The sequence below is a fragment of the Mucilaginibacter sp. NFX135 genome, from assembly GCF_048565145.1.
Lineage (GTDB): Bacteria > Bacteroidota > Bacteroidia > Sphingobacteriales > Sphingobacteriaceae > Mucilaginibacter.
The window spans coordinates 2502152-2526561 of record NZ_CP183412.1 but is presented as its reverse complement, the minus strand read 5'-3'; the positions used below and the strand labels follow the sequence as shown (position 1 = coordinate 2526561).

At 42.3% G+C, this 24410-nt stretch carries 18 protein-coding genes and 3 tRNA genes; 17 read left to right on the top strand and 4 right to left on the bottom strand.

Features of this window, described 5'->3' with window-relative positions:
* Positions 1–106: 106 nt before the first annotated feature.
* Positions 107–1360, bottom strand: coding sequence for a hypothetical protein (locus ACNURT_RS10785; RefSeq protein WP_419701757.1), 1254 nt, complete (start codon positions 1358–1360; stop codon positions 107–109).
* Positions 1361–1800: 440 nt separating this feature from the next.
* Between ACNURT_RS10785 and ACNURT_RS10780 the strand changes: the two genes are divergently transcribed.
* The 4 genes from ACNURT_RS10780 (at position 1801) to ACNURT_RS10765 (ending at position 5029) form a co-directional block, all read left to right on the top strand.
* On the top strand, positions 1801–2265 hold the full coding sequence (locus ACNURT_RS10780) for a terminase small subunit (protein WP_419701756.1): 465 nt from the start codon (positions 1801–1803) through the stop codon (positions 2263–2265).
* 308 nt (positions 2266–2573) lie between these two features.
* Entirely contained in the window at positions 2574–3830 is a 1257-nt protein-coding gene (locus ACNURT_RS10775; RefSeq protein ID WP_419701755.1) for a PBSX family phage terminase large subunit, read from the top strand.
* Between the two features lie 111 nt (positions 3831–3941).
* Positions 3942–4577, top strand: a complete 636-nt coding sequence (locus ACNURT_RS10770) for a hypothetical protein (protein WP_419701754.1) — start codon at positions 3942–3944, stop codon at positions 4575–4577.
* On the top strand, positions 4574–5029 hold the full coding sequence (locus ACNURT_RS10765) for a hypothetical protein (protein ID WP_419701753.1): 456 nt from the start codon (positions 4574–4576) through the stop codon (positions 5027–5029). The genes ACNURT_RS10770 and ACNURT_RS10765 overlap by 4 nt, the downstream gene beginning before the upstream one ends.
* Before the next feature lie 24 nt (positions 5030–5053).
* Here ACNURT_RS10765 and ACNURT_RS10760 read toward each other — a convergent pair.
* Positions 5054–5137 (bottom strand) — tRNA-Leu (locus tag ACNURT_RS10760).
* Between the two features lie 60 nt (positions 5138–5197).
* Positions 5198–5281, bottom strand: a tRNA-Leu gene (locus tag ACNURT_RS10755).
* A gap of 180 nt (positions 5282–5461) precedes the next feature.
* Between ACNURT_RS10755 and ACNURT_RS10750 the strand changes: the two genes are divergently transcribed.
* The 4 genes from ACNURT_RS10750 (at position 5462) to ACNURT_RS10735 (ending at position 9487) form a co-directional block, all read left to right on the top strand.
* Positions 5462–6478, top strand: a complete 1017-nt coding sequence (locus ACNURT_RS10750; RefSeq protein ID WP_419701752.1) for a WD40/YVTN/BNR-like repeat-containing protein — start codon at positions 5462–5464, stop codon at positions 6476–6478.
* Positions 6479–6611: 133 nt separating this feature from the next.
* Positions 6612–6684 (top strand) — tRNA-Lys (locus ACNURT_RS10745).
* 423 nt (positions 6685–7107) lie between these two features.
* A complete protein-coding gene (locus ACNURT_RS10740) occupies positions 7108–9078 on the top strand; it encodes a PAS domain S-box protein (RefSeq protein ID WP_419701751.1) in 1971 nt (656 codons plus the stop codon).
* Between the two features lie 40 nt (positions 9079–9118).
* Positions 9119–9487 (top strand): response regulator, encoded by a 369-nt coding sequence (locus ACNURT_RS10735; protein ID WP_419701750.1) that lies wholly within the window; start codon positions 9119–9121, stop codon positions 9485–9487.
* A gap of 109 nt (positions 9488–9596) precedes the next feature.
* Here the strand turns inward: ACNURT_RS10735 and ACNURT_RS10730 are convergent, their stop codons facing one another.
* A complete protein-coding gene (locus ACNURT_RS10730; protein ID WP_419701749.1) occupies positions 9597–11036 on the bottom strand; it encodes a PAS domain-containing sensor histidine kinase in 1440 nt (479 codons plus the stop codon).
* 417 nt (positions 11037–11453) lie between these two features.
* Here ACNURT_RS10730 and ACNURT_RS10725 point away from each other — a divergent pair, with 417 nt between their 5' ends.
* The 9 genes from ACNURT_RS10725 (at position 11454) to ACNURT_RS10685 (ending at position 24330) form a co-directional block, all read left to right on the top strand.
* Entirely contained in the window at positions 11454–13154 is a 1701-nt protein-coding gene (locus ACNURT_RS10725; protein ID WP_370996662.1) for a sodium:solute symporter family transporter, read from the top strand.
* Between the two features lie 211 nt (positions 13155–13365).
* A complete protein-coding gene (locus tag ACNURT_RS10720; RefSeq protein ID WP_419701748.1) occupies positions 13366–14538 on the top strand; it encodes an aldose epimerase family protein in 1173 nt (390 codons plus the stop codon).
* A gap of 7 nt (positions 14539–14545) precedes the next feature.
* Positions 14546–16513: an alpha-L-arabinofuranosidase C-terminal domain-containing protein gene (locus ACNURT_RS10715; RefSeq protein ID WP_419701747.1), complete on the top strand. Its 1968-nt coding sequence runs from the start codon at positions 14546–14548 to the stop codon at positions 16511–16513.
* A 495-nt stretch (positions 16514–17008) separates the two neighbouring features.
* Positions 17009–18655, top strand: coding sequence for an alpha-L-fucosidase (locus tag ACNURT_RS10710; RefSeq protein ID WP_419701746.1), 1647 nt, complete (start codon positions 17009–17011; stop codon positions 18653–18655).
* An 8-nt stretch (positions 18656–18663) separates the two neighbouring features.
* Positions 18664–20616 carry a glycoside hydrolase family 97 protein gene (locus tag ACNURT_RS10705; protein WP_419701745.1) on the top strand — a complete coding sequence of 651 codons (1953 nt, stop codon included), beginning with the start codon at positions 18664–18666 and terminating at the stop codon, positions 20614–20616.
* 39 nt (positions 20617–20655) lie between these two features.
* A complete protein-coding gene (gene fucP, locus ACNURT_RS10700) occupies positions 20656–21924 on the top strand; it encodes an L-fucose:H+ symporter permease (protein WP_370996657.1) in 1269 nt (422 codons plus the stop codon).
* A 15-nt stretch (positions 21925–21939) separates the two neighbouring features.
* Positions 21940–22956 carry an aldo/keto reductase gene (locus tag ACNURT_RS10695; RefSeq protein ID WP_419701744.1) on the top strand — a complete coding sequence of 339 codons (1017 nt, stop codon included), beginning with the start codon at positions 21940–21942 and terminating at the stop codon, positions 22954–22956.
* A gap of 13 nt (positions 22957–22969) precedes the next feature.
* Positions 22970–23305 carry an L-rhamnose mutarotase gene (locus ACNURT_RS10690; protein WP_419701743.1) on the top strand — a complete coding sequence of 112 codons (336 nt, stop codon included), beginning with the start codon at positions 22970–22972 and terminating at the stop codon, positions 23303–23305.
* Positions 23306–23316: 11 nt separating this feature from the next.
* Positions 23317–24330: a zinc-binding alcohol dehydrogenase family protein gene (locus ACNURT_RS10685; protein WP_419701742.1), complete on the top strand. Its 1014-nt coding sequence runs from the start codon at positions 23317–23319 to the stop codon at positions 24328–24330.
* Positions 24331–24410: the final 80 nt, after the last annotated feature.

Genomic DNA, 24410 nt, shown 5'->3' with positions numbered 1-24410 from the left:
TAAGCAAAAATTTAACATTTTTTTACAATTAATCACCATTATTATTAACCTCATAAAAAATATGGTATTTGTGCGTCTATAAAAAAGACAATTACAAATAATATCTCTAAAATACCTCGCCCACATTAATGAACAAGCCCTTGGAACCTTCCCGGCCGAAACCATAATCAATAGCAATGTTCGTTTTGGACACTTTATTGAGTTTGATCCGTAAACCAGGGCCAAAGCCGGGCTGTATACTTTGTAATCCTGAGCCTGGAGTAGCTGAGAAAGATTGCGCATTGACGAAGGCCACACCGCCTAATAACCCATTGCGCGTAATCTTAAAACGATACTCACTCTCCAGATAAATCATTTGCGCTCCTCTGAACCTTCCCTGGATATATCCACGGCCGGTTGTGTTGCCGGCGTCGTAACCGGTGGCGGGAAGATCAAGATAAGCCGGGCGGCCATTCAGGACCAGCCAATCGTATGACCAGAAAGCCAACACGTTATCAGATCCCTGCGGAAATTTATAGTATCTCCGTACATCGATAATGAGCGAACGCCATGGGTTGGTACTGCCTAAAAAGGAATAATTATCGCGATATTGCAAAGAAGCGTAAAAGCCGCGTGAGGCGTTGATGGAGTTATCGCGACTATCAAACAGCGCGTTAAAAGTTATGCCTGTGGAAATGGAACGGGCAATGGGTCCGTATCGTTCATAATCGGAAACACCGCCATTGATTTGTCCCCGCTCAGACATATTCCATCGGTTATCGAAAATATACCCCAGGCCTGCATAAAAATTGCCTGAAATTTGTTTCAGCACTGTTTCTGAAAACCTAAAAAAGGAGTAATCAAGTGGATTTTCATTAGCCAGATCAGAATTGGTTCCTAAACCATAGGTACTTTGCGGATATTTATAAAATCTGAAATCGCCAACGAAATTGTACTTATTGTTCTTTGTCCAGATACTGGATAACAGGGGTATCAGTATCTGTTTTTTTTGAGTATAGGCAGGATTGATGGTAATGGTAGAGATGCGGGTATTGGGAGCCGTGCGGAAAACTACATTACCAGATAAGGTACCAGCCAGATTTGTTTGTAAGGTATACCCTATGGCCGGTACAATGGAGAACACCGGTTTGGTAGTCACTGAATCGGCCTTGCTATCCTTATAGTTTTTATCAAATATGGATTTGATAACGTCAAAAATATCCTTTTCAAAAGTGGTGTCAGGGTGAACAACTATTAAGGTATCTTTATATTTGGGATGCCCCAGGGGAATATACCGCTTATCCTGCGCACATACTTTTTCGTTACCGAAAAAGAAAACTGCCAAAGTAAAAATAAGAACAGGTATTTTTTGTATGCGCATTATGATAGTACCCGGGTATATAAATGGTTATCGGGTGCAATAATAAAAATAATAAGCCAAAAGGTTGTTTTTATAAACTAATTTGACGGGCATCAAACAAGTTTATAGCTAAATTTTGTACTGAAGTTTTGTGTTTTGCAAAACATGGAGTAGATAAACCACTTTCAAAAATTAACAACCTGCCAATCAAACCATTGCGATAAATTACCAAAAAAATTAGCATTTTATATTTTTATTTCCGATATTTGTTAGTGATTATTCCAATCGTCATTAGTTTCATATTTTTTGGGATCGAAGATTTTTGAAGGAATGAGCAAAGACTAAATAACAAACATATTTGCACGATTCGGGAATCTTAGCTCTTTGTTTCAAAATCTTTGCTCTAAAAATCCTTGCTCTTTATTTCAAAATCCTTTGTTCAACAATTCAAACATTAATCTATGAAAATTCATGCCTATTATTCAAAATCAGCGGCAGTATTAGCCAACCGTATTGATCAGTACTTTAATCACATTGAAGGATCATCCCCTATCGAACAAAAAACAGTCTGCGGGAAAAATACTACTACAAAAGCACAAAAAGTGTTGAACCGCGAACCGGAAGCCGCCACCATAGCGGGTATGGCGTTGTTCCTGGGCTTTAGCAGCAAGCAGGAGTTTGAAGCTTATGAGGATAGCGGCAAGCATGCCCGTGTATTAAAACGCGGACGCCTGCGGTTAGAAGCTGCCTATGAATCGCGTTTATATCAAACACCAACCGGAGTTATATTCGCGCTTAAAACACTGGGATGGAATGACAAACCGGAGGTACAAAAACCAGTTTCAAAAACCGGTAATACCCTCAAAGTGGAGATCTTAAATACAGGCCCCTTACCCGCTGGTAGCGAAAAGGAAGTAATGCTTTGAGTAGAGCAAGGATTTTTGGAGCAAAGAGCAAGGACAGGAAAAGTAAGAATAAAGCAAAATGAAGAGCAGGATACTAAAGAAAGTATTGAAGCATTCCATTCTTTATCCTTAATTCGAAATCCCAATCCATATATCAAATGTCTTTACTCCTTGTTCTAAAAATCCTTGCTCCAAAATCAAATATATTTTGATTTAACTAATTTTCTTAGTATATTTGAATTCATTTATGCCAAATGGCACTTTAAACATAAATCTCATTACCACTCAGGCAAAGGGTTTCCATACCAAATTCTTAACTTAAATACATCATGCTGAATGATATTAATGCGCCCCCATTTAACGGTTTGGGAGGATCGGTCCTTTTTGGGCAAAACTATTTCTCCAATGCACAGGTGATCGTGAACCAAGGTGGCACCAGTTCGGGCAAAACCTACGCCATTGAACAGGTTTTATTCTGCCTGGCTTGCCAAACCGCTAAGTTAGTGATAACCGTAGTGGCCCAGGATATACCCAATCTTAAAGCCGGGGCCTTGCGCGATGCTTTAAACATCTACCAGGAGTCGGTAGCTTTACAAAGCGTGGTCAAAAGTTTTAATAAAACCGACAGGGTGTTTGAGTTTAATAATGGCTCAATTATCGAGTTTAAAAGCTACGATAATGCCCAGGATGCCAAGTCTGGAAAACGCGATTATCTATTTGTTAATGAAGCCAATGGCATAACCTGGAATATCTATCAGGAGCTGGCGCTGCGCACCAAACAACGTATCTTTATTGATTATAATCCTAATACCAGCTTTTGGGTACACGAAAAACTAATAGGACAACCAGATGTACAGTTGATCATTTCAGATCACCGGCATAACCCCTATCTGGATCAATCCGTGCGTGATAAGATTGAGTCGTTGAAGAAAGATGATATTGAACTATGGAAAGTATACGCCCGAGGCATTACCGGTAAAATAACCGGCCTTATATTTAATAACTGGTATTTATGCAGCCAGATACCCCAAGATGCCCGCCTGATAGCTGCAGGTCTCGATTTTGGGTTCACTAATGATCAAACCGGCTGTTTGCTGGTGTACCGGCAAAATGGCGAGCTCTGGGTTGATGAATTGTTCTATGAAACCGGTTTAACCAATACCGATATAGCCGACAAGCTTAAAACATGCGGTGTAAGCAAGAGAACGGAGATCATTGCCGATAGCGCGGAACCAAAATCAATAGAAGACCTCAAACGCATGGGCTGGTATGTTACAGGCGCCAAAAAGGGTGCGGATAGCATTAAAAACTCTATCGACATACTCAAACGTTACAGAATAAATGTAACCCGTAATAGCGTTAATCTGCGCAATGAACTTAATCGTTATAAATGGCGTGTAGACCAATCAGGCAAAACCATTAACGAACCGGTAGATAAATGGAACCACCTGATAGATCCGTTACGTTACGTAGCCTTAAACAAGCTGAAGATCAGCAGTGAAGGTAAACTAAAATCACGTTTACCCTTTGCCCCCAGACTTCATTCAGCTGTCGGGATTTTTGAACAGATGATTGGTATTCATTGAAATACATGATGTCTGAATCAGAATTCACAGAATTTAAGAATACACAGAATAAAATCGAACACCCAAAAGTCCTTACTCCTTGCTCCCAAAATCCTTACTCCCAAACAAACCATGATCCAAAAAACACTTAAAACTACCACCGGTAAACTATCGGTAAAAATCCCCACGGAATTAAACGAGATAACACTTGGGCAAATAATGGCCATGCAGCAAAAGCCGGATCTGAATGATATAGAAGCCATCAGTATACTTTCGGGTATTGCCGTTGATGAATTATATAACGTAAAGAATATTGTCGATTTCCAGGTATTTACAGAAACGGTATTAGCCCTTTCACACCAGATCAAACACTTGTACAATAGCGAGGTAATACCTAAAGAGGTTGTTTTTATTTTACATGATGCCCAGGAAAAGCAGGTGCAGAAAAGTGTAAAAGTAAGCCGTGACCTTTCAGTTGAGCCGGCCGGGGCATTTATGGCAGCCAGGGACATTATAGCCGAAGAGATCAATAACCACATTAAACAGCATGGCGAGGAGGACTGGCAGGAGCGTTTTAATCCCTCATTAAGTGCCTGTTGTCAGGTACTGGCCCACTATTTTTTTTGCCGGGCTACCGGGCAAAAATACAACGAATACCTGGCTGAGGAATTTTGTAACGAGATTAAAAAGATGCGGGTAACGGAGGCACTGCCCATCGCCATATTACAACAAGATGTAAACAAACTTAAAGAAAATAAAAAACCATGAGCTTAAACACATTTTTAAAAAAGATCTGGAATCAGATCGAAGTCCTTTTTGGTGGACTTCCCTCAGAAATAAAGGCAGCACTGCAGATTGGGATTACGATAACGGAAAATATTAAAAACTTTGTCGACTCCCCTACTGTAGATATCTTGACTTTCATTATACCAGGAAATATTGATGATGTGATCAAAGATAAACTGCGGGCATCTTTACCTGTTCTTTTAACCGAATTGAAACTGGTAGAAAGTTCTTTAAGCCTAACCCAGCCCGATCTCATCGTAAAAGCTGCAATCGCAGTTATACAAACTATGGACAAAAACATTAAACCGGGAATTCTTCACCAGCTTTCTATACTCATGGCACAAGTTGCAGCGGATGGAAAGTTAAGCTGGAGTGATGGCGTACTTTTATCACAATGGTATTATGAACATAAGTTCAAAACAGTTGAGGAATAAAAATACGATTAATGTTTTGAGGTGTGCCCAGGAGCGGATTCGAACCGCCACATCCTTACGAATGCCACCCCCTCAAGATGGTGCGTCTACCAATTTCGCCACCTGGGCTCTTTACTAAAAGATAGTAGCCTTAAATAATTACTTAAGGCTACTCAATCAAATCAGGCGTGCCCGAAGAGAGACTCGAACTCTCAAGAGACAATTCTCAACGGCTTCTGAGACCGCAACGTTTACCAATTTCGCCATCCGGGCTTATCGTTTTGATACTTCAAGCTCACCATAAAGTGATTTTTGGTATCGATTAATTAACAAGCGTGCAAATATAATCGTTTCAATCAAATTGCAATCTAAATAATATAAAAATTGATAAATATTGTCATTTGCACTCTTTTAAATTAATTTCGGATAAAACTGTATTCTTTATCCAATTCAATGAAAACAAAATACTACCTCATTACCAGCATTTTATTTCCACTTCTATTTCTATCGCCAATCGCAAGATCGCAAAGCGTGATACTATTACAACAAGATAAACCTACAAGTATTCGGGGGCTATCTGTTGTAAATGATAAAACAGCGTGGATCAGTGGTAGTAAAGGATACATTGCGATTACCAACGATGGAGGAAAAACCTGGGATTGGCAACAGATAAAAGGTTATGAAAAATCTGAATTCAGGGATATTGAAGCATTTTCGAACAAAGAAGCAGTGGTTATGAGCTCTGGTACACCATCATTAGTGTTAAAAACCATTGATGGTGGTAAAACCTGGCAGGAAAAATATCGAAAAACCGATACTACCTATTTTTTTGATGCCATGGATTTTGCCGACAAGCAGCATGGGTATATCCTTGGTGATCCTATTCAAAACAAGTTTTTATTAATGGAAACTAAAGATGGCGGCGAAACATGGACTAATGTATCCAATCCTCCTACTGCCCTACCAAACGAAGCAGCCTTTGCGGCCAGCGGTACCTGTTTCAGAATATATAACAGGAAATTATTTATTGTATCCGGAGGTAAAAGCAGCAGAATAATTACCCGCATGGATAGCAAACCTGAATATAATTATACCAATCTCCCCCTTATTCATTCCAAAGTCAGCCAGGGGGCATTCTCTTTAGCCATCGGAAAAAACAAGATCATAATAGTTGGCGGCGATTATGAAAACGATAAAAGAACAGATTCTGTTGCCACTATTTTCACAGTTCATCCGCCTATTTTCAACAGCCCAACCCAAGGGACTTTAGGTTTTCAGTCATGTGTAGAATACATTAAAGACAACATATTTCTTTCCACAGGAACTTCCGGAAGTAATATAACGATGGATGGCGGCCGCACCTGGAGGCAGATAGACAGCGTCAGTTTTAATGTTTGCATTAAAGCCAGGCATGGAAAAATGATTTTATTGGCTGGAAATGGAGGCAAAATCGCGATTTTTAAATTATAGCTTATTGGCAATGAATGCCTTAAAAAATACTTACAAATTAATTCAAAAAAAGACTTGCGCCATATATCAAATACTTCTATATTTGCACCACTTTAAACGGAAACGGTAACACAATCGAAAAAGTTGAAAGAAAGATTCCGTAGCTCAGCTGGTAGAGCATAACACTTTTAATGTTGGGGTCCTGGGTTCGAGTCCCAGCGGGATCACAAAGACCACCCAACAGGTCGAACGTTTTGAAAAAAGAGCTTCTTGAAAAAGAGGCTCTTTTTTGTTTAAACGCGATTTTTAGGTCAAAAACCAACTTTTTTCAAAATCGATCCCCCTCTTTTTTAAAACCTTTAGTGCAAGTTAGTTCAATCTAATTCAGTGACCTACACTTTCTTCCAAGATTAGATCACGGAATTTGTATTTGACGTCTTGTATCATGGTAAAACATCATTGACCTGACATCTTCAAATTCTTTAATATCCTTTTGATGGTCTTTGATCATAGGTTATAAATACGATGATGGCTTCTGGCTTTTAAAGCAGACTTAAAACCTTTCCGCGTTTTTGCGGTTATTAATACATTAAATTAAACAATGAGAGCCACTGAACAGATAATGCCGTTTTCTGGCCGCCCGAATACTAATGACCAGACTTCAGCATTCACAAGAACTATTAACCCTGCAATCCATATTTGAAGGCATTGACGACGCGATATTTTGCCATGACCTTGATATGCGGATTACCCATTGGAATCCGGCAGCTGAACAACTATTCGGCTATAGCCATGAGGAAATAATCGATGAATCTGTTTACCTCCTGATCCCAGAGAACCGGCAACAGGAAAAAAGCGACATCATGCGTGATATTATAGCGGGGAAGCGGATCGGGCAATTCAAAACGATTCGCAGAACCATGGCGGGTCTCGAAATACCTGTATCTATAACCATTTCGCCAATCAGAGACCCGGAAGGACAAGTTATAGGGTCGTCACAAATTGCCCGCAGTATCATCGAAGAAAATGCTGCCGAAGAGAAGCAGGCCAGACTGGCAGCCATTGTCGCTAGTTCTGACGATGCCATCGTCGGTAAAAGCCTACAGGGTATCATCACCAGCTGGAATATCGGCGCAGAAAATATGTTTGGCTATACGGAGCAGGAGGCTATCGGTCAACATATTTCATTACTAATACCGCCGGATCGTTTGGATGAAGAAGACGTTATTATCGAAAACATTCGTGCCGGAAAAAAAGTAGATCATTTTCAGACTATCCGCAGAACCAAAGGGGGACAACAGTTGCATATATCACTAACTGTGTCTCCCATCCTCAATAAAACCGGCGAAATTATTGGGGCTTCCAAAATAGCCCGGAATATTACAGCGCAGAAAGAAGCGGAACGGTCCATCGCTAAAAGCATGGAGCGTATGGAAATTCTTAATTCGATTAGTAAGAGTATTAACGAGGACCTTGATCTACAACACATCTTACAAAAAGTGACCGATGCTACCACGAGGCTTATCGGCGCGGACTTCGGAGCCTTCATTTATAACCAGGTAGATCAGGCTGGCGAATCCTCTTGGCTTTATACCATTTCCGGTGCGTCGAAGGCGACTTTTGAGAACTTTCCCATACCTCGCAACACAGCTGTTTTCCAGCAGACTTTTAGCGGTGAGGGCGTTGTGCGGATTGATGACATTACTAAAGATCCGCGTTATGGAAAAAATTCACCATATTTTGGTATGCCCGAAGAGTATTTGCAGGTTGTAAGTTATCTGGCGGTTCCGGTTATTACTCATTCGGGCGTGGTCATCGGTGGCCTTTTTTTTGGTCATCAAGAGGCTGGCATTTTTAAAAAAGAGCATGAGGATCTGGTTGTTACTGTAGCATCACAGGCTGCCGTTGCCATAGATAATTCCAGGCTCTTTGAGGAAGTAAAGAATCTGAGCGATAAAAAAGATGAATTTATCGCCCTGGCCTCCCATGAGCTTAAAACGCCACTGACTTCAATGAGCGGTTTTTTGCAGGTATTACAAAGAGCGGTTCCGGATGGCACTGCTAAAATTTTCGCAGAAAAGGCGCTGAACCAGTTGGCCAAACTCAACGAGTTGGTCAATGACCTGTTTGATATATCTAAAATTCAGGCAGGCAAACTACAATTGAACTTTGAACCTTTTGATCTTTCGAATCTTTTGAACGAGGTCGCTGATACGTTTGAGCAGGCTCATACCGCCTATCATTTAAAAATGTCGGCAGACGGAGAACTTTTGGTGTCGGGCGATAAAATGCGGCTGGAACAGGTGCTCACCAATTTACTGGGTAATGCTGTTAAGTACGCCCCGGAAGCAAACGAGATAACCATCACTGCTATCAGGATCGGAAGTGAGATTCATATCTCTGTGAAAGACCAGGGCCCGGGTATTTCGATTGAAAACCAGCAGCAGATCTTTAGCCAGTTTTACCGCGTTAAAGAACACGAGCGAAACACCTCCGGGCTCGGCCTGGGACTTTATATATCCAAAGACATTATCGACCGGCATGGCGGCAGGATTTGGGTGGAAAGCACCCAGGGCCATGGAGCGACATTTACATTTGCTTTACCAGCTTTTACAAACTAAAACGGCCTTATACACGTATATTATGTATAACTGATATTTTATGTCCACAAAAAAAGTGTTTGTTGTTGAAGACGATGAGGACATCAGATTGCTCATTGATTATATCTTAAAGGATGACCTGTACCAGGTACAACTGTTTCCAGATGTAAACACGCTTAAAAAAGGTCTTTCCCTGGAATTACCGGCCTTAATTGTTCTCGATATTATGCTGCCGGACGGCGATGGAGTCGAAATCTGCCGACAACTGAAAGAGAATGCGGCTACCGCACATATTCCGGTGCTGCTAATGTCAGCACACCGAAGCAAGAAGGAAATCCTGAAAAATACCCATAGCGATGGATTTATTAGCAAGCCTTTTGATATCAATCAATTCAAGGCGAAGGTTGATGAGTATATGATGGCTTCGTAACCCTGAACCATGGATATAAAGTCTACAGTAAAATTTTTCAAAAAGATGCTTCTGGTCCGCTGGCGAAATCCCATAACCTTCATCCCGTACAAAAATGGATATCAGATATCTAAAGCGGGATGGTAAACCAAAAGGTACTCCCGGAACCGACTTTGCTATCCACCCCTATTGCTCCGCCATGCTTCTTGATAATCTCAGAACTGATAAATAGCCCAAGGCCGAGCCCGCTATATTGGGTATCCAACTTACCCGCCTGATAATGGCGGTTAAACAGAAGAGAAAGCTTATCTTCCGGTATACCCGGTCCATAATCTGTAACCGACACTTTTGCTGCTGTCCCCGTCTCTTCGATATTGATATTAACTTTTCTGGCGTTCGGAGCATATTTAATGGCATTGCTCAGGAAATTAATAATCACTCTTTCAATGCGTTCGGCATCAGCAGTAACCATTAAGTCTGAAGGGCCGCTAATATCCACATCGTGTGAACCCTCCAAACGCAAATGCCCACTGGATTCTTCGACAACCGTGTGCAGATTAAATGTCGTCTTTTTCAAGTCAAGTTGATCCTGATACGTCTTACTGGCATTTAACAGATCATCAACCAAGACAACAATTTTATCCACACTTCGATTGGACTGGGCAACCAGTGCTTTTAACCTATCCGGTAAACCCTCTTGCATCTTGGCCAAAAGCTGAAGGGATGTTTTCAAGCTGGTAATCGGCGTCTTGAGCTCATGGCTGGCAATACTTATAAAATCGTCTTTGTGCCTCTCGGCCAGCTTATCTCTTGTGATATCTGCTATTGTTCCCAATACTTTGTCGGCATTACCAGAAGGATCATCTTCTATTTTGCCCTGAAAATTTACCCATTTAAGCGATCCATCCTTTGTTATAAGCCGTAATTGAAGATCCACCGATTTATGGTCGGGTAATGATTGGATTGCCGACAAAAACTTAGGGCGGTCTTCTTCCCATATCAGTGGCAGATAACTTTCGATTGTCCATTTTGGCTGCAACTTGTCATAGCCAAATAGCTCATCATGCCCTTCGGAACGGTGAACCGCATTATTTTTTATTGACATTTGCCAAACTGCCATTCTTGAATACTTCAAAGCCATATTCAACCGTTTCTGACTTTCTTCGAAATCTTTCAGTCCGGTAATATCATCCAGAACCGTGAACCCATAAGTTTCACCCTGGTCCTTAAAAAGGATAGTGGTTACGTTTACCCATACCAGGGATTTGTCTTTTTTATGAAGACAGGCCTGAAGCTTAAAAAAAGGCAGCTTGTTCGACCATAGTTCCATTTGCAGTTCATGCCAATGCTGGCGATACGCGTCGCAGGCATGCTCCAGGATCTTGGTTCCTTCAATTTCACTTGCGCTGTACCCCATTAATTCCGTCAGCGCGTCATTGACCTTTAAGATGGTCAGGTCAGGGGCAATTATCTTGCTGGCTGCACTGGTAAGCTTAAATATGGTATTAAATTTATCGTCGCATTCCAAAAATCTCTTTTCGAAGTCCTGGGGATCAGTTTTCTGTTGCATAGACAAACGATTTATCAACTTGTAATAAACACGTTTAGGACCTAAGTGTTTGAAAACAACCGACAACACTATCTCTTATTTCTTACTAATCAGTGAGAAGATCACAATTTGATAAGAAGATTTTTATAGATTAAACTATAAACAGAAGAGAATAATTTATACCACACGGTCACCGGAAAATAAAAGATGAGGGGTTACCTCGTATTTACAGGAGAGGAGAGCTGATCCTAACCTACCGTAAGAGGTGATGAATTTCGGTGGAATAAAAAACACAAAATGGCCATTGCGTTTTAAAAATAAAAAATATAGTTTTAGCTTAAATTATAATTGTAAAAAACACACTTAAAAAACGTATTCTTTTACCTAATTAATCAGGCTAACTAAGCCACAAGCCAATCAAACTAATTAAACCAAATAATGAACAAATTTTCCACTATCGATTACGTGATCTTCGTAATCTATTTTATTATTGTTACGAGTTATGGGTACTGGGTATACAGCCGTAAAAAAGTCAAAGGCGTATCAGACAGTCACGACTTTTTTCTGGCCGAGGGTTCACTCACCTGGTGGGCCATTGGCGCCTCACTGATTGCGTCTAACATATCGGCAGAACAATTCATAGGCACCAGCGGGCAGGGTTTTGCCGTAGGTTTGGCCGTTGCGGCTTATGAATGGGTAGCAGCTATTGCGCTCATTATTGTGGCTGTTTGGTTTATACCGGTGTACCTGAAAAATAAGATTTTCACGATGCCGCAATTTTTGCACACGCGATACAACGAAACTGTGAGCTTTATTATGGCCATTTTCTGGCTGCTGTTGTATGTATTGGTTAACCTTACTTCCATACTTTATCTTGGTGCTTTAGCTATTAACAATTTAATGGGCGGCGGATACCTGCATGAGATCATCATCGCGTTATCCATTTTTGCCCTGTTTATTACGCTGGGTGGTATGAAAGTGATCGGCTTTACCGATGTGATACAGGTATTGGTACTGGTTATTGGCGGTTTGGCTACCACCTATATAGCGCTTACTTTGGTGAGTGACCATTTTGGCCTGGGCAAAGACGCCATGGCGGGTTTGAATAAAATGATGAGTGACGCGCCAGATCACTTCAAAATGATGATGGCTAAACCAAAGCCGGGTGCGCCGCAGGAAGAGATCAACAAATACCTGGCGCTTCCCGGTATTGCCATGTATTTTGCAGGCCAGTGGATCGTGAATCTGAACTACTGGGGCTGTAATCAGTACATTACTCAAAGAGCTTTAGGCGCTAACTTAAAAACCGCCCGTACCGGGATCCTTTTTGCTGGTTTAATGAAACTGGCCATGCCGGTTATTGTGGTTTTACCGGGTATTGCCGCTTACGTATTATACAAGAACGGTGCATTGCAACAGGAAATGGCATCGGGTGGTCATTTTAATTCGGATAATGCCTACTCGGCTATACTGGGCTTTTTGCCAACAGGCTTAAAAGGGCTTTCGGTAGCGGCTTTAACGGCGGCTATTGTCGCTTCACTTGCCGGTAAAGCCAACAGCATCTCAACCATTTTTACACTTGATATCTACAAAAAGCATATCCGCAAAGAAGCCAGCGAAAAGAACATGGTTGTTGTGGGCAGGCTTACCATCTTAGCCGCCCTTATATTCTCCATCATGCTAACCTGGAAAGATCTTTTAGGCATCGGCGGCGAGGGTGGCTTTACTTTTATCCAAAAATATACCGGCTTTATCAGTCCGGGCATCTTTGCCATTTTTATTTTAGGTTTCTTTTGGAAACGTACAACAGGTGCGGCAGCTATCGCCGGTATTTTAACAGGCTTCCTGATGTCGGTATTGTTTAATAATTATGCCCCTGCCCTATTCGGGCACGAAACATTCCTTTACTCGGCTTTCCCTAATGGCAAGGGTGGTTATGAAATTCCGTTCCTGATCTGTATGGGCTTATCGTTCATGTTCACCATTATTGTAATGGTAGCCATCAGCTTAGCTGGCCCGAAAGTTAATGCTAAAGCATTTGAAATCCCGAGCAGCATGTTCAAGGTTGAAAAATCAACCATGGCTCTGATCGTGGTTACACTGATACTCCTTACCATGCTTTATGCTAAGTTTTGGTAAATAGTTGAAATATTTGATTTTTGAATAAGAAAGTCCCGCGCGAGGCGGGCTTTTTTATTCAAAAATTTTAAGTGTTTTTTTAACAATTATAAATTAATTTTTATACATTGGTCTCGCTGATTCCTAACCATCAGCTAAACCAATTATTTGTCTGGAAATTATAATAGTTAAACAGCAATGCTTTAAAAAGGCAAGCTAACCACCTTAAATTATGAAAAATAACAAGAATTTATTAATGATGTTAAGCTGTTCGGCAGCGCTTTTTGCGGCTTGCAACGGTAATCCAAAAACAACTGATTCAACCACGAAAGATTCGACCTCGGTAACTACTCAATCGATACCCGATTCGGCTAATTTTGAAGCCGATGTACAGGGACAAAAAGTAAAACTCTTCACCCTGAAAAATACCGGCGGTGCTACCGTAGCTATTACTAATTACGGCGGCAGACTGGTAAGCTTGCTGGTACCTGATAAAGACGGTAAAGCCACCGATGTTATTTTAGGTTACGATTCCCTTAAAAGTTACCAAAAACCAAAAGAGCCTTATTTCGGAGCAATCATCGGCCGTTACGGTAACCGTATAGCTAAAGGTAAGTTTATGCTTGACGGTAAAGCCTATCAATTGGATATTAATGATGGTGTAAATACGCTGCACGGCGGCTTTAATGGCTTTTATGGTAAAGTCTTTTCGGCTAAGCAACTAAGCGCTTCGCAACTGGAACTTACTTATGTATCAAAAGATGGTGAAGGCGGTTATCCCGGTAATTTAACAGCAACGGTAGTTTATACTTTGGGTGATGATAACTCACTTAAAATAGAATACAAAGCCACTACCGATAAAACTACGATCGTTAACTTAACTAACCACGCATACTTTAACCTGAACGGTGCGGGCAGCCCCACTATTACCGACAACAGCATACAAATAAATGCCGACGCGTTTTTGCCGGTTGATACTACACTTATTCCGACAGGCAAGCTGCAGCCGGTTAAAGGTACCCCGTTTGATTTTACCGCACCAAAAACTATTGGGAAAGATATCGGCACTGCCGATGAGCAATTGAAAAACGGCAAGGGCTACGACCATAATTTTGTGTTAAATAAGCATACGCTCACTGCACCGGTTGCTATCGTTAAAAGCACCAAAACAGGTATTACTATGGAAGTATTCACGGATGAGCCAGGTTTGCAATTTTACTCAGGCAATTTCTTAACAGGCCAAACCAAAGATGGTAAAGGCGGCAAAGCATATCCATACCGTTCCGCATTTTGTTTGGAAACCCAACATTTTCCGGATGCACCCAATCAGCCGTCATTTGCTTCAACTGTGCTAAAGCCAGGGCAAACCTACCATACGGTTACCATTTACAAATTCTCCAAATAAATAAGCTATGCTAAAAAAGGCTTTTTTAATGCTGTGCGCCGCCGGTACTTTTAGTACAGTACATGCGCAAACACAATATACTATAGCGGCCGATCAGGTGAAGGCGCATATCCAGCCGACCATGTATGGGATATTTTTTGAGGATATTAACCTTGCTGCCGACGGCGGTGTATATGCCGAACTGGTAAAAAACCGATCGTTCGAGTTCAACATGCCTTTAATGGCCTGGAAAGAACAAAAAAAAGATGGCGGCGATGGTCGTACGGAAGTAATTAACCGTGCTATTGAGCGACCGGAGAATGCACATTTCATAAAAAGCTATATTACCACGGATGCCGGTTTCTATGGTTTTTCGAACGAGGGCTTTCGCGGAATGGGGATTAAGGAAGGTGAGGAATACAGTTTTTCGGTAATAGCTAAGCAGGAAGGTGATGCCAACGTAAAACTGAACATTGAGTTACACGGCGATAATGACGCCATTATAGGTAAAGCCGAACTGACACCCACGGATAAAGAATGGAACCGTTACAGCATAAAATTTAAATCAAGCGCTACAGCGCAAAAAGGGCAATTATATGTTTGGATGAGCGGTAAAGGTATTATTGATCTGGATATGATCTCCCTGTTCCCCGAGCATACCTGGAAAAACCGGCCGGGTGGCTTACGGGCCGACCTGGTCCAAAAACTGGCCGATCTTAAGCCCGGTTTTTTACGTTTCCCTGGTGGCTGTATTGTGGAAGGCCGCGACCTCAATAACCGCTATCAATGGAAAAAAACCATAGGCGCGGTTGATCACCGCGAGAATATTATTAACCGCTGGAATACCGAATTTAAACATCGCCCGACACCTGATTATTATCAGACGTTTGGTTTGGGCTTTATGGAGTATTTCATGACCGCCGAAGATATCGGTGCCTCACCATTGCCGATATTAAATTGCGGTATGGCCTGTGAATTTAATACCGGCGAATTGGTACCCCTGGATAAACTTGATCCATATGTGCAGGACGCGCTTGACCTGATCGAGTTTGCCAATGGCGATGCGGGCACCAAATGGGGTAAACTGCGTACGGATCTTGGTCACCCGGCACCGTTTAATTTAAAAATGATAGGTGTAGGTAACGAGCAGTGGGGACTTCAATATATCGACCGCTGGAAAATTTTCACTAAAGCCATCAAAAGCAAATACCCTGATGTAAAGATCATATCGGCTTTGGGGCCGGCGCCTGAAGGCAAGGAGTTTGACCTGTTAAATACAACATTCCGGAGTTTAGGGGCAGATATTCTGGACGAGCATTATTACGCCCCTCCAAAATGGTTTAGGGATAATGCCCGCCGCTATGATCACTATGACCGTAAGGGTCCTAAGATCTTCGCGGGCGAATACGCTGCGCAAAGCGCAGCTACGGTAAACCCGCAAAATAAGAATAATTGGGAATGTGCGCTTTCTGAAGCAGCCTTCATGACTGGTTTGGAACGGAATGCCGATGTAGTGAACATGGCATCCTATGCTCCCTTGTTTGCCCATGTAGAGGGTTGGCAATGGACACCAAACCTCATCTGGTTTGATAACCTGAAAAGCTATGCCACGCCAAATTATTATGTGCAACAATTATTCTCGCTCAATAAAGGGACAGATGTAGTACCGCTTACTCTAAATAACGAAGCCGTAGCCGGGCAAAATGACAGCTATGCAACCGCCTGTTTAGATAAGAACACCAACGAACTCGTGATCAAATTTGTAAACACAGGCACCTCGGCACAAAATGTAAGCTTTAAAATTACCGGTTCAAAAGGCTACCAAAAGCAGGCTTCCGTAATTACGCTGAAAGCTGATAACAAAGATGCGGAAAACTCATTAACAGCACCAACCGCGGTTAGCCCTGTTCAAGGTACTATTTCTATTTCAGGTAATACCCTGAAACTGGCGGTTGAACCCTATTCATTTAAGATCATAAGGCTGAAAAATAAATAACAGTTGAATCAGATTTTTTCAATCATTGGGAGTTCATCCGGACAAAATCGTATAAACTCCCAATGAATTGATTAAGCTGATTTGATCATTTAGGTTGATTTTGAAATTAACCAGATCAAGTTGTTTTTTTTATAAGATTTACATGATCCACATTCACTAATGAAAATGTATGCTTTAGCGCTCGTTTGATCATAATGCACAATGTATAAGACAGGTTAATTAAATATTCGTTTGGAGGCGTACCCTCCTATAACCGGGTCCGGCTTTATTGTCCTCGTCGCTTCAATATAAACAAAAAGTCGGTTTTGTATAAAAAAAAGTCCTATTAAGTCAATTATTTAGATATTATTTCAAAGAAATTTGATTTATCAACTATTGATGGGAATGCATCAATTGCGGATCAACCAATTAGAGCTAAAGAGACTTATCGAACCTTAATAAAATTTCGGATAACAGGTCGGCATAGCTATTTATTACGAATCACAAAACCCAATTATGAAAAGAAGAACACTCATCAAAGGTTTGGCCACGGGATTATCCTCCTTATACCTGTCGAAACTTTATGGAAACAGTTTGCTAACGCTCGATTCCAACGCGGATATTGCTTCCGGTCCATTTAGGCCGACATGGGATTCATTGAGTCAATATCAGGTGCCGGACTGGTTTCGTGATGCCAAATTTGGTATGTGGGCACACTGGGGGCCACAATGTCAGCCAGAACACGGTGACTGGTATGCCCGCGGTATGTACCAGGAAGGCAGCGACCATTATAAATATCACGTTCAAAAGTATGGACATCCTTCAAAATTCGGATTCAAGGACGTGATTAATGAATGGAAAGCGGAGAACTGGGATCCCAATGAATTGTTGGGCTTATATAAACGTGCCGGTGCTAAATATTTTATGGCCCTGGCCAATCATCATGATAACTTCGATCTTTATGACAGCAAATATCAAAGCTGGAACTCTACCAAACTGGGCCCCAAAAAAGACCTGATTGGCGGTTGGGCAAAAGCTGCCAAACAACACGGTCTGCCTTTTGGCGTAACAGTACACGCATCGCACCCCTGGACCTGGTATGAGGTTGCCCAACGCGCAGATAAAACCGGTCCCTATGCAGGCATCCCCTATGATGGCAAACTTACTAAAGCTGATGGCGCGGGCAAATGGTGGAATGGCTATGATCCACAGGAATTATATGCGCAAAATCACGAATTAAGTAAAAATAGTCTTAACGACGATAGCATAGGCGCTCAATGGGCCTGGGGCAATGGTGCCAGTGTGCCCAATAAAGCTTATTGTGATAAGTTTTTGAACCGCACTATAGAGCTGATAGATAAGTACGGCCCCGAACTGATTTATTTTGACGATACCGCATTACCTCTTTGGCCTGTAAGTGATGCCGGTTTAAAAATAGCAGCACATATGTACAATACCAGTATTAAAAAACATGGTAAGCTGCAAGCGGCACTGTTTGGTAAAATATTGGATCAACAACAGCGCAAATGTATGATATGGGATATTGAACGCGGGCAAAGCAATCAAATAGAACCTTTACCATGGCAAACGGATACCTGTATTGGCGACTGGCATTATAATCGCCGTATATTTGATGGTAAAGGCTACAAAAGCGCCAGAACAGTCGTGCATACCCTGGTTGATATCGTAAGTAAAAATGGCAACCTGTTGTTGAATATCCCGGTACGTGGTGATGGCACTATTGACAGTGAAGAACGCGCCGTAGTTGAAAACATTGGGGCTTGGATGCAGGTGAACGGTGAGGCAATTTACGGCACCCGCCCCTGGAAAGTATTTGGTGAAGGTCCGGCCATAGAATCAGCCGCGCCTATCAATGCGCAGGGTTTTAACGAAGGCAAGGGTAAGCCATTTGGAGCCGAAGATATCCGGTTTACCACAAAAGGCAAAACGCTTTACGCCACTATGCTCGGCTGGCCGGCGGAGAAGGAAGCCCTGATTAAAAAGTTAGCAACAAATGATCAGATTGGTAAAGTAAGCCAAGTAAGCCTGCTTGGCAATGATAAACTGAGTTATCAGCAAACGGCCGAAGGTTTGAAAGTAAAATTGCCGGAACAGGCCCCTGGTAAAGATGCATTCGTTTTAAAAATTGAGGGAGCTATTTAAACCATATCATGAATCTGAAATTTTATTATGTCCTGATCATTATTGTTTCATTGGCAGTTACCTCGTTCGCGCAAACTTTTAAGCTGGCATCGCCGGATAAAAAAACTATTGTGGAAATAAGTAATAGCACGAAACTGCAGTACACTGTTTCCAATAATGGTTTAACAATCATACATCCTTCATCTCTTGGTTTTGAATTTAAAAATGAGCCGGCTATTGGCACCGATATGACCGTAACCGATCATGTAGAGCATTCCATTAGCCAAGTCTGGGTACCGGTAGTGAAATCAAAGCACGGGACTATCACCGATCGTTATAACGAATTAGTGTTGTCGCTGGTGGAAAAATTCGGACAAATGCGCCGAATGAATATATTTTTCAGGGCTTATGATGATGGCGTCGCTTTTCGCTATCAATTATTCGGAGCGGATAAAATTGGCGACAGGCAGATTATCAGGGAACTTACGAGCTTTAATTTACCGGCACTTGCAAAGAGCTGGGTGGCCGATTACGGCAGTTATACTTCTTCTCAAGAGACGGAGTTCTGGCCGCGGACACTGAACCACATCACGGAAAAAACGATTGCCGGTTTACCCCTACTGGTAGAGTTGGATCAGCATCATTATGCAGCTATTACAGAAGCAAATATTGATAATTATCCCGGATTTTACATAGGGTCGTTAAAAACGGATACCGGTGCGACTGGTAAAGTCGGCCTGGTTACCAAGCTATCGCCCTTGCCCGGCGAAAATGAGAGCGGGGTTAAGGCTCGGTTTACAAATGATCTGCTTACACCCTGGCGGGTGGTCATGCTGGCCAATTCTCCGGGTAAATTAATTGAATCGGAGTTAATACAAAATCTGAATCCACCATGTGCATTAAAAAATGCCAGTTGGATTAAACCAGGCATGAGCGCCTGGGATAACTGGTGGAGTGGGGAGGTGAAGATGGATATGCCAACGATCAAAAAATACATAGACCTGGCATCGGCACAACGCTGGCCCTATATGCTCATCGACTGGCAATGGTACGGACCGTTCAACAAACCGGAGGCTGACATAACTAAACCAGCACCACAATTGAATATGCCGGAGATATTAGCATACGCTAAATCCAAAAAGGTTAAATGCTGGCTTTGGTTATACAGTTCGGATGTAAACCGGAATGATAATTTTGAAAAAGCTTTTCCAATATATGAGCAATGGGGAATTGCAGGGATTAAAATTGATTTTATGGACCGGGACGATCAGCAAATGGTAAACTGGTACCGCCGTATTATTAAAACCGCCGCAAAGTACCATTTGATGGTTGATTTTCATGGGGCTTTTAAACCGGACGGTATTATGCGTACCTATCCTAATATGATTACACGGGAAGGGGTTTTAGGCGAAGAATATTCCAAATTTTCAACCCGGATAACTGCCGGGCACAATACCACTCTGCCATTCACCCGTATGCTGGCCGGACCGATGGATTACACTCCTGGTGGATTTTTAAATATGAAGAAATCTGAGTTCAGACAAGGCAGCCCTACCCAGGTCATGAACAGCCGCTGTGCGGAATTGGCAAAATTTGTGATTTATGAAAGTCCTTTTACGGTTTACTGTGATGCGCCTGAGCATATTTTAGGTAAGCCAGGCGCTGATTTTTTAAACAATATGCCTACCGTTTGGGATGACACCAGGGTGTTGGGTGGATACCCCGGCGAATACATCATTATTGCTAAAAGATGTGGGAAGGACTGGTATGTTGGCGCGATGACCAACGACGCTGAAAGGACATTGCAATTGAAAACGGATTTTTTATCACCAGGTAAATATACCCTGTCGTCCTGGACCGATGTGTTATCGTCTCCACAAAGTTTAACCAGATCTAAAAGAGCAGTTTCGGCGACTTCAGTGATCAATATCCATTTGGATAACGCAGGCGGATGGGTAGCGAAGATTTCTGCCACTAATTAAGCATCTGCGAGAGAAAATATAAAAATACAATATCCGGCTATGACAAAAAATAAAGATCTTTTCGCATTTATATTAATTACCAGTTTGTTCTTTTTGTGGGGCTTTGCTCATAATCTGGATCCCATATTGATACCGCACCTCAAGAAATCATTTACACTTACAACCGTTCAGGCTACACTGGTGGATTCGGCGGTGTTTATAGCTTATTTTTTGATGGCTTTGCCAGCGGGCTTTATTATGAAAAAATACGGCTATAAAACAGGCATTATAACCGGCCTGCTTATTTTTGCATTTGGCTCCTACTTGTTTATACCAGCAGCCAATACCCAGCAGTACACGTTTTTCCTGGTAGCCTTGTTTATCATTGCCTGCGGATTAACCATTTTAGAAACAGCCGCCAATCCATATGCTTCTTCGTTAGGCGACCCGGCAACCTCTACTCAAAGGCTTAACTTTGCGCAATCGTTTAACGGGTTGGCTACAACGCTGGCGCCTATAATTGGGGGGCGTATTATACTTACAAAAGGTTATACCCCATCACAACTAAGCTTAATGACAGAGCAGGGTCGCAAACTGGCGCTGGCGGCCGAGGCCTCTTCCGTGAAAGCACCCTACTTTGTACTGGGTAGCATACTTGTCATCATTGCCATCCTGTTTGCCTTTACCCGCCTGCCCCGGATCCAACGGCATGAGGGGCATGCAGCCAGTAAAAACATTTTCCACGCCCTGAAGCACCGTCATTTGGCCTGGGGAGTTGCCGCGCAATTTTTTTATGTGGGGGCGCAGGTTTGTGTTTTCAGCCTGTTTATCCTGTATGCTACAAAGGCAGCCGGTTTATCGGAAGTAAAGGCAGCCGACTATGTAGGTTTGTGCGGCCTGGCATTCCTGATCGGCAGATTCATCGGCACTTTCCTGATGCGTTATTACAGTTCTACCCATTTACTGGCCATCTACGCAGGTATCAATATTTTACTTTGTACAGTCGCTATTTGGGGCCACGGCATGATAACTATTTATACCATCATCGGCATCTGCTTTTTTATGTCCATCATGTTCCCAACTATTTTCGCACTGGGTATAAAAGAATTAAAGGGTGATACGGAATTCGGCAGCAGTCTGATCATTATGTCTATTGTTGGTGGTGCCGTTTTACCGAGGGCGTTTGGCTACATCAGCGATGCGACAGGTAATATCCAATACGGATATGTAGTACCATTGCTTTGTTTTGTAGTAGTGGCATTTTTTGGATTAAAAGGCTACCGTGTAAAAGTAGAGCCGGAAAGTTTACCGGTTTCCGCTATCCTTTAACAATAATTCATTCACATGAAAGAAGTCAGTTTACCACAAATAATTTTCGGAACCAGTAGTTTAGGAAATTTATACGTAGCACTTTCTGATGAGGCAAAGCGGGCTATTGTTGCAGAAAGCATCAGGTGTTCCCCTAAACCAGTTGTATTTGATTCAGCCGGTAAATATGGCGCCGGACTCGCCCTGGAATCGCTGGGAAGCTCCTTAACACAACTGAACGTCCCCCCTTCAGATGTGCTGATCAGCAATAAGCTGGGTTGGCTGCGTACTGAATTAACAACAGCTGAGCCAACTTTCGAACCCGGAGTATGGCGCGATCTAAAATATGATGCCGTTCAGCGGATAAGTTACGAAGGTATCCTGGAATGTTATGAACAGGGAAATGAGTTGCTGGGCGCTTATCGGGCAGAACTGGTATCTGTGCATGACCCCGACGAGTATCTTGCGGCAGCGAAGGACGAGCAGGACCGGACGAGACGGTACCGGGATATATTGGATGCTTACTGCGCGCTGAATGAATTAAAGAGGCATGGTAAAGTAAAGGGTATTGGTGTGGGTTCGAAAGATTGGCGGATCATCAAAAAAATAACTGATGACGTAACGCTGGATTGGGTAATGATAGCCAACAGCTTGACGATTCACAGCCATCCACGGGAATTAGTGGAATTTATGCAGGAGCTTGAAAAACAGGGAACCCTGATCATCAATTCCGCTGTCTTTAATGGCGGTTTTTTAACGGGATCAGCTTATTATAATTATCGGTTAACTGACCCGATAAGGGACAAAGGCCTATATCATTGGCGGGAATTATTTTATCAGCTGTGTAACCAACATAAATTACAACCCGCAGATGCCTGTGTTGCATTCGGGCTAAACGCTCCAGGTGTTAAAAGCATTGCCTTGAGTACCACCAATGCAAAAAGAGTGGCGCAAAATGTGGCGTTGACCTCTTTAAAAATCCCGGCCGAGTTCTGGAAAGACATGAAAAAATACGGCTTAATTGAAACAGCATATGCTGCCGCTTATTTATAAAATTTAATATACTATGAAAAGATACTGTTTGGCCCTTGACTTAAAGGATGATCCACACCTGATAGCAGAATATGAGCGTTGGCACAAAGCAGAAAACAGCTGGCCTGAAATACGCAAAAGTATAGTGGAGGCCGAAATCTGGGATATGCAGATCTACCGTACAGGCAACCGCTTGTTTATGATCATGGAAACCAGCGATCATTATGAGCCCCAAAAAAAAGCAGCGATGGATGCACTTAATCCAAGAGTGCAAGAATGGGAACAGTTAATGTGGATATTTCAACAGCCCCTACCCTGGGCAAAAGAAGGGGAAAAATGGGTAATCATGGATCAGATTTTTCAGCTTTAACCATCAATCATATGCAAACCATTATTTGTGAAGAACCAGGCAGATTGGTTTTTAAAGAAAAAGAAAGACCTGATATAAAAGAGGGACATGCCCAAATCAGGATCAGGAGAATAGGTGTATGCGGTACGGACCTGCATGCCTTTGAAGGTACACAGCCCTATTTTAATTATCCACGCATCCTGGGACATGAACTTTCAGGGGAGTTGGTGGAGCCGAATGGTGCGCCAGGTTTTAAAAAGGGAGAGATCGTTACATTCATTCCCTACTTTAATTGTGGTGTTTGTATTGCCTGCAGATCTGGAAAGCCTAACTGCTGTGCTAAAATTAATGTTTGTGGCGTTCATGTGGATGGAGGAATGACCGAATACCTGAATGTACCAATCTATTCGCTGGTACATGGTGATGGCTTAAGCTATGATGAACTGGCTTTGGTAGAACCCCTGGCGATAGGTGCGCATGGAATCAGGCGGGCGGATGTAAAACCCGGTGAATATGTATTGGTTATAGGGGCAGGCCCCATAGGCCTTGGAATAATGGAGTTTGCCCGCATTGCAGGGGCCAAAGTAATTGCAATGGATCTCAACACAAAAAGACTTGAATTTTGCAGGGACAGACTGAAGGTTGACCACATTATTAACGTATTGACCGAAGATGTGCTGGAACGATTGGCCTCAATAACAAAAGGAGACATGCCTACAGTAGTGATAGATGCCACAGGCAGCTTGAAAGCAATTAATAATGGCTTTAACTATATGGCCCATGGAGCAAGATATGTACTTGTCGGTTTGCAGAAGGGTGACATTAATGTTAGCCACCCCGAGTTTCATAAGCGTGAGGCTACATTAATGAGCAGCCGCAATGCTACCCGTAAAGATTTTGAGCATGTTATTGCCTCCATGAAAAAAGGCTTGGTGCAACCGGCTAATTACATTACCCACCGTGTACAATTTGACAGAGTCACAGGCGAGTTCAAAAACTGGCTCGACCCGGCAAATGGTGTAATAAAAGCAATGATCGAAGTATAGCGGCTTATGGTAAACAAGGAAAGGCAACTAATGATAACCAAAAGGAAAGAAAAAACCGCTTTCCTTTTGCCTGAAATATT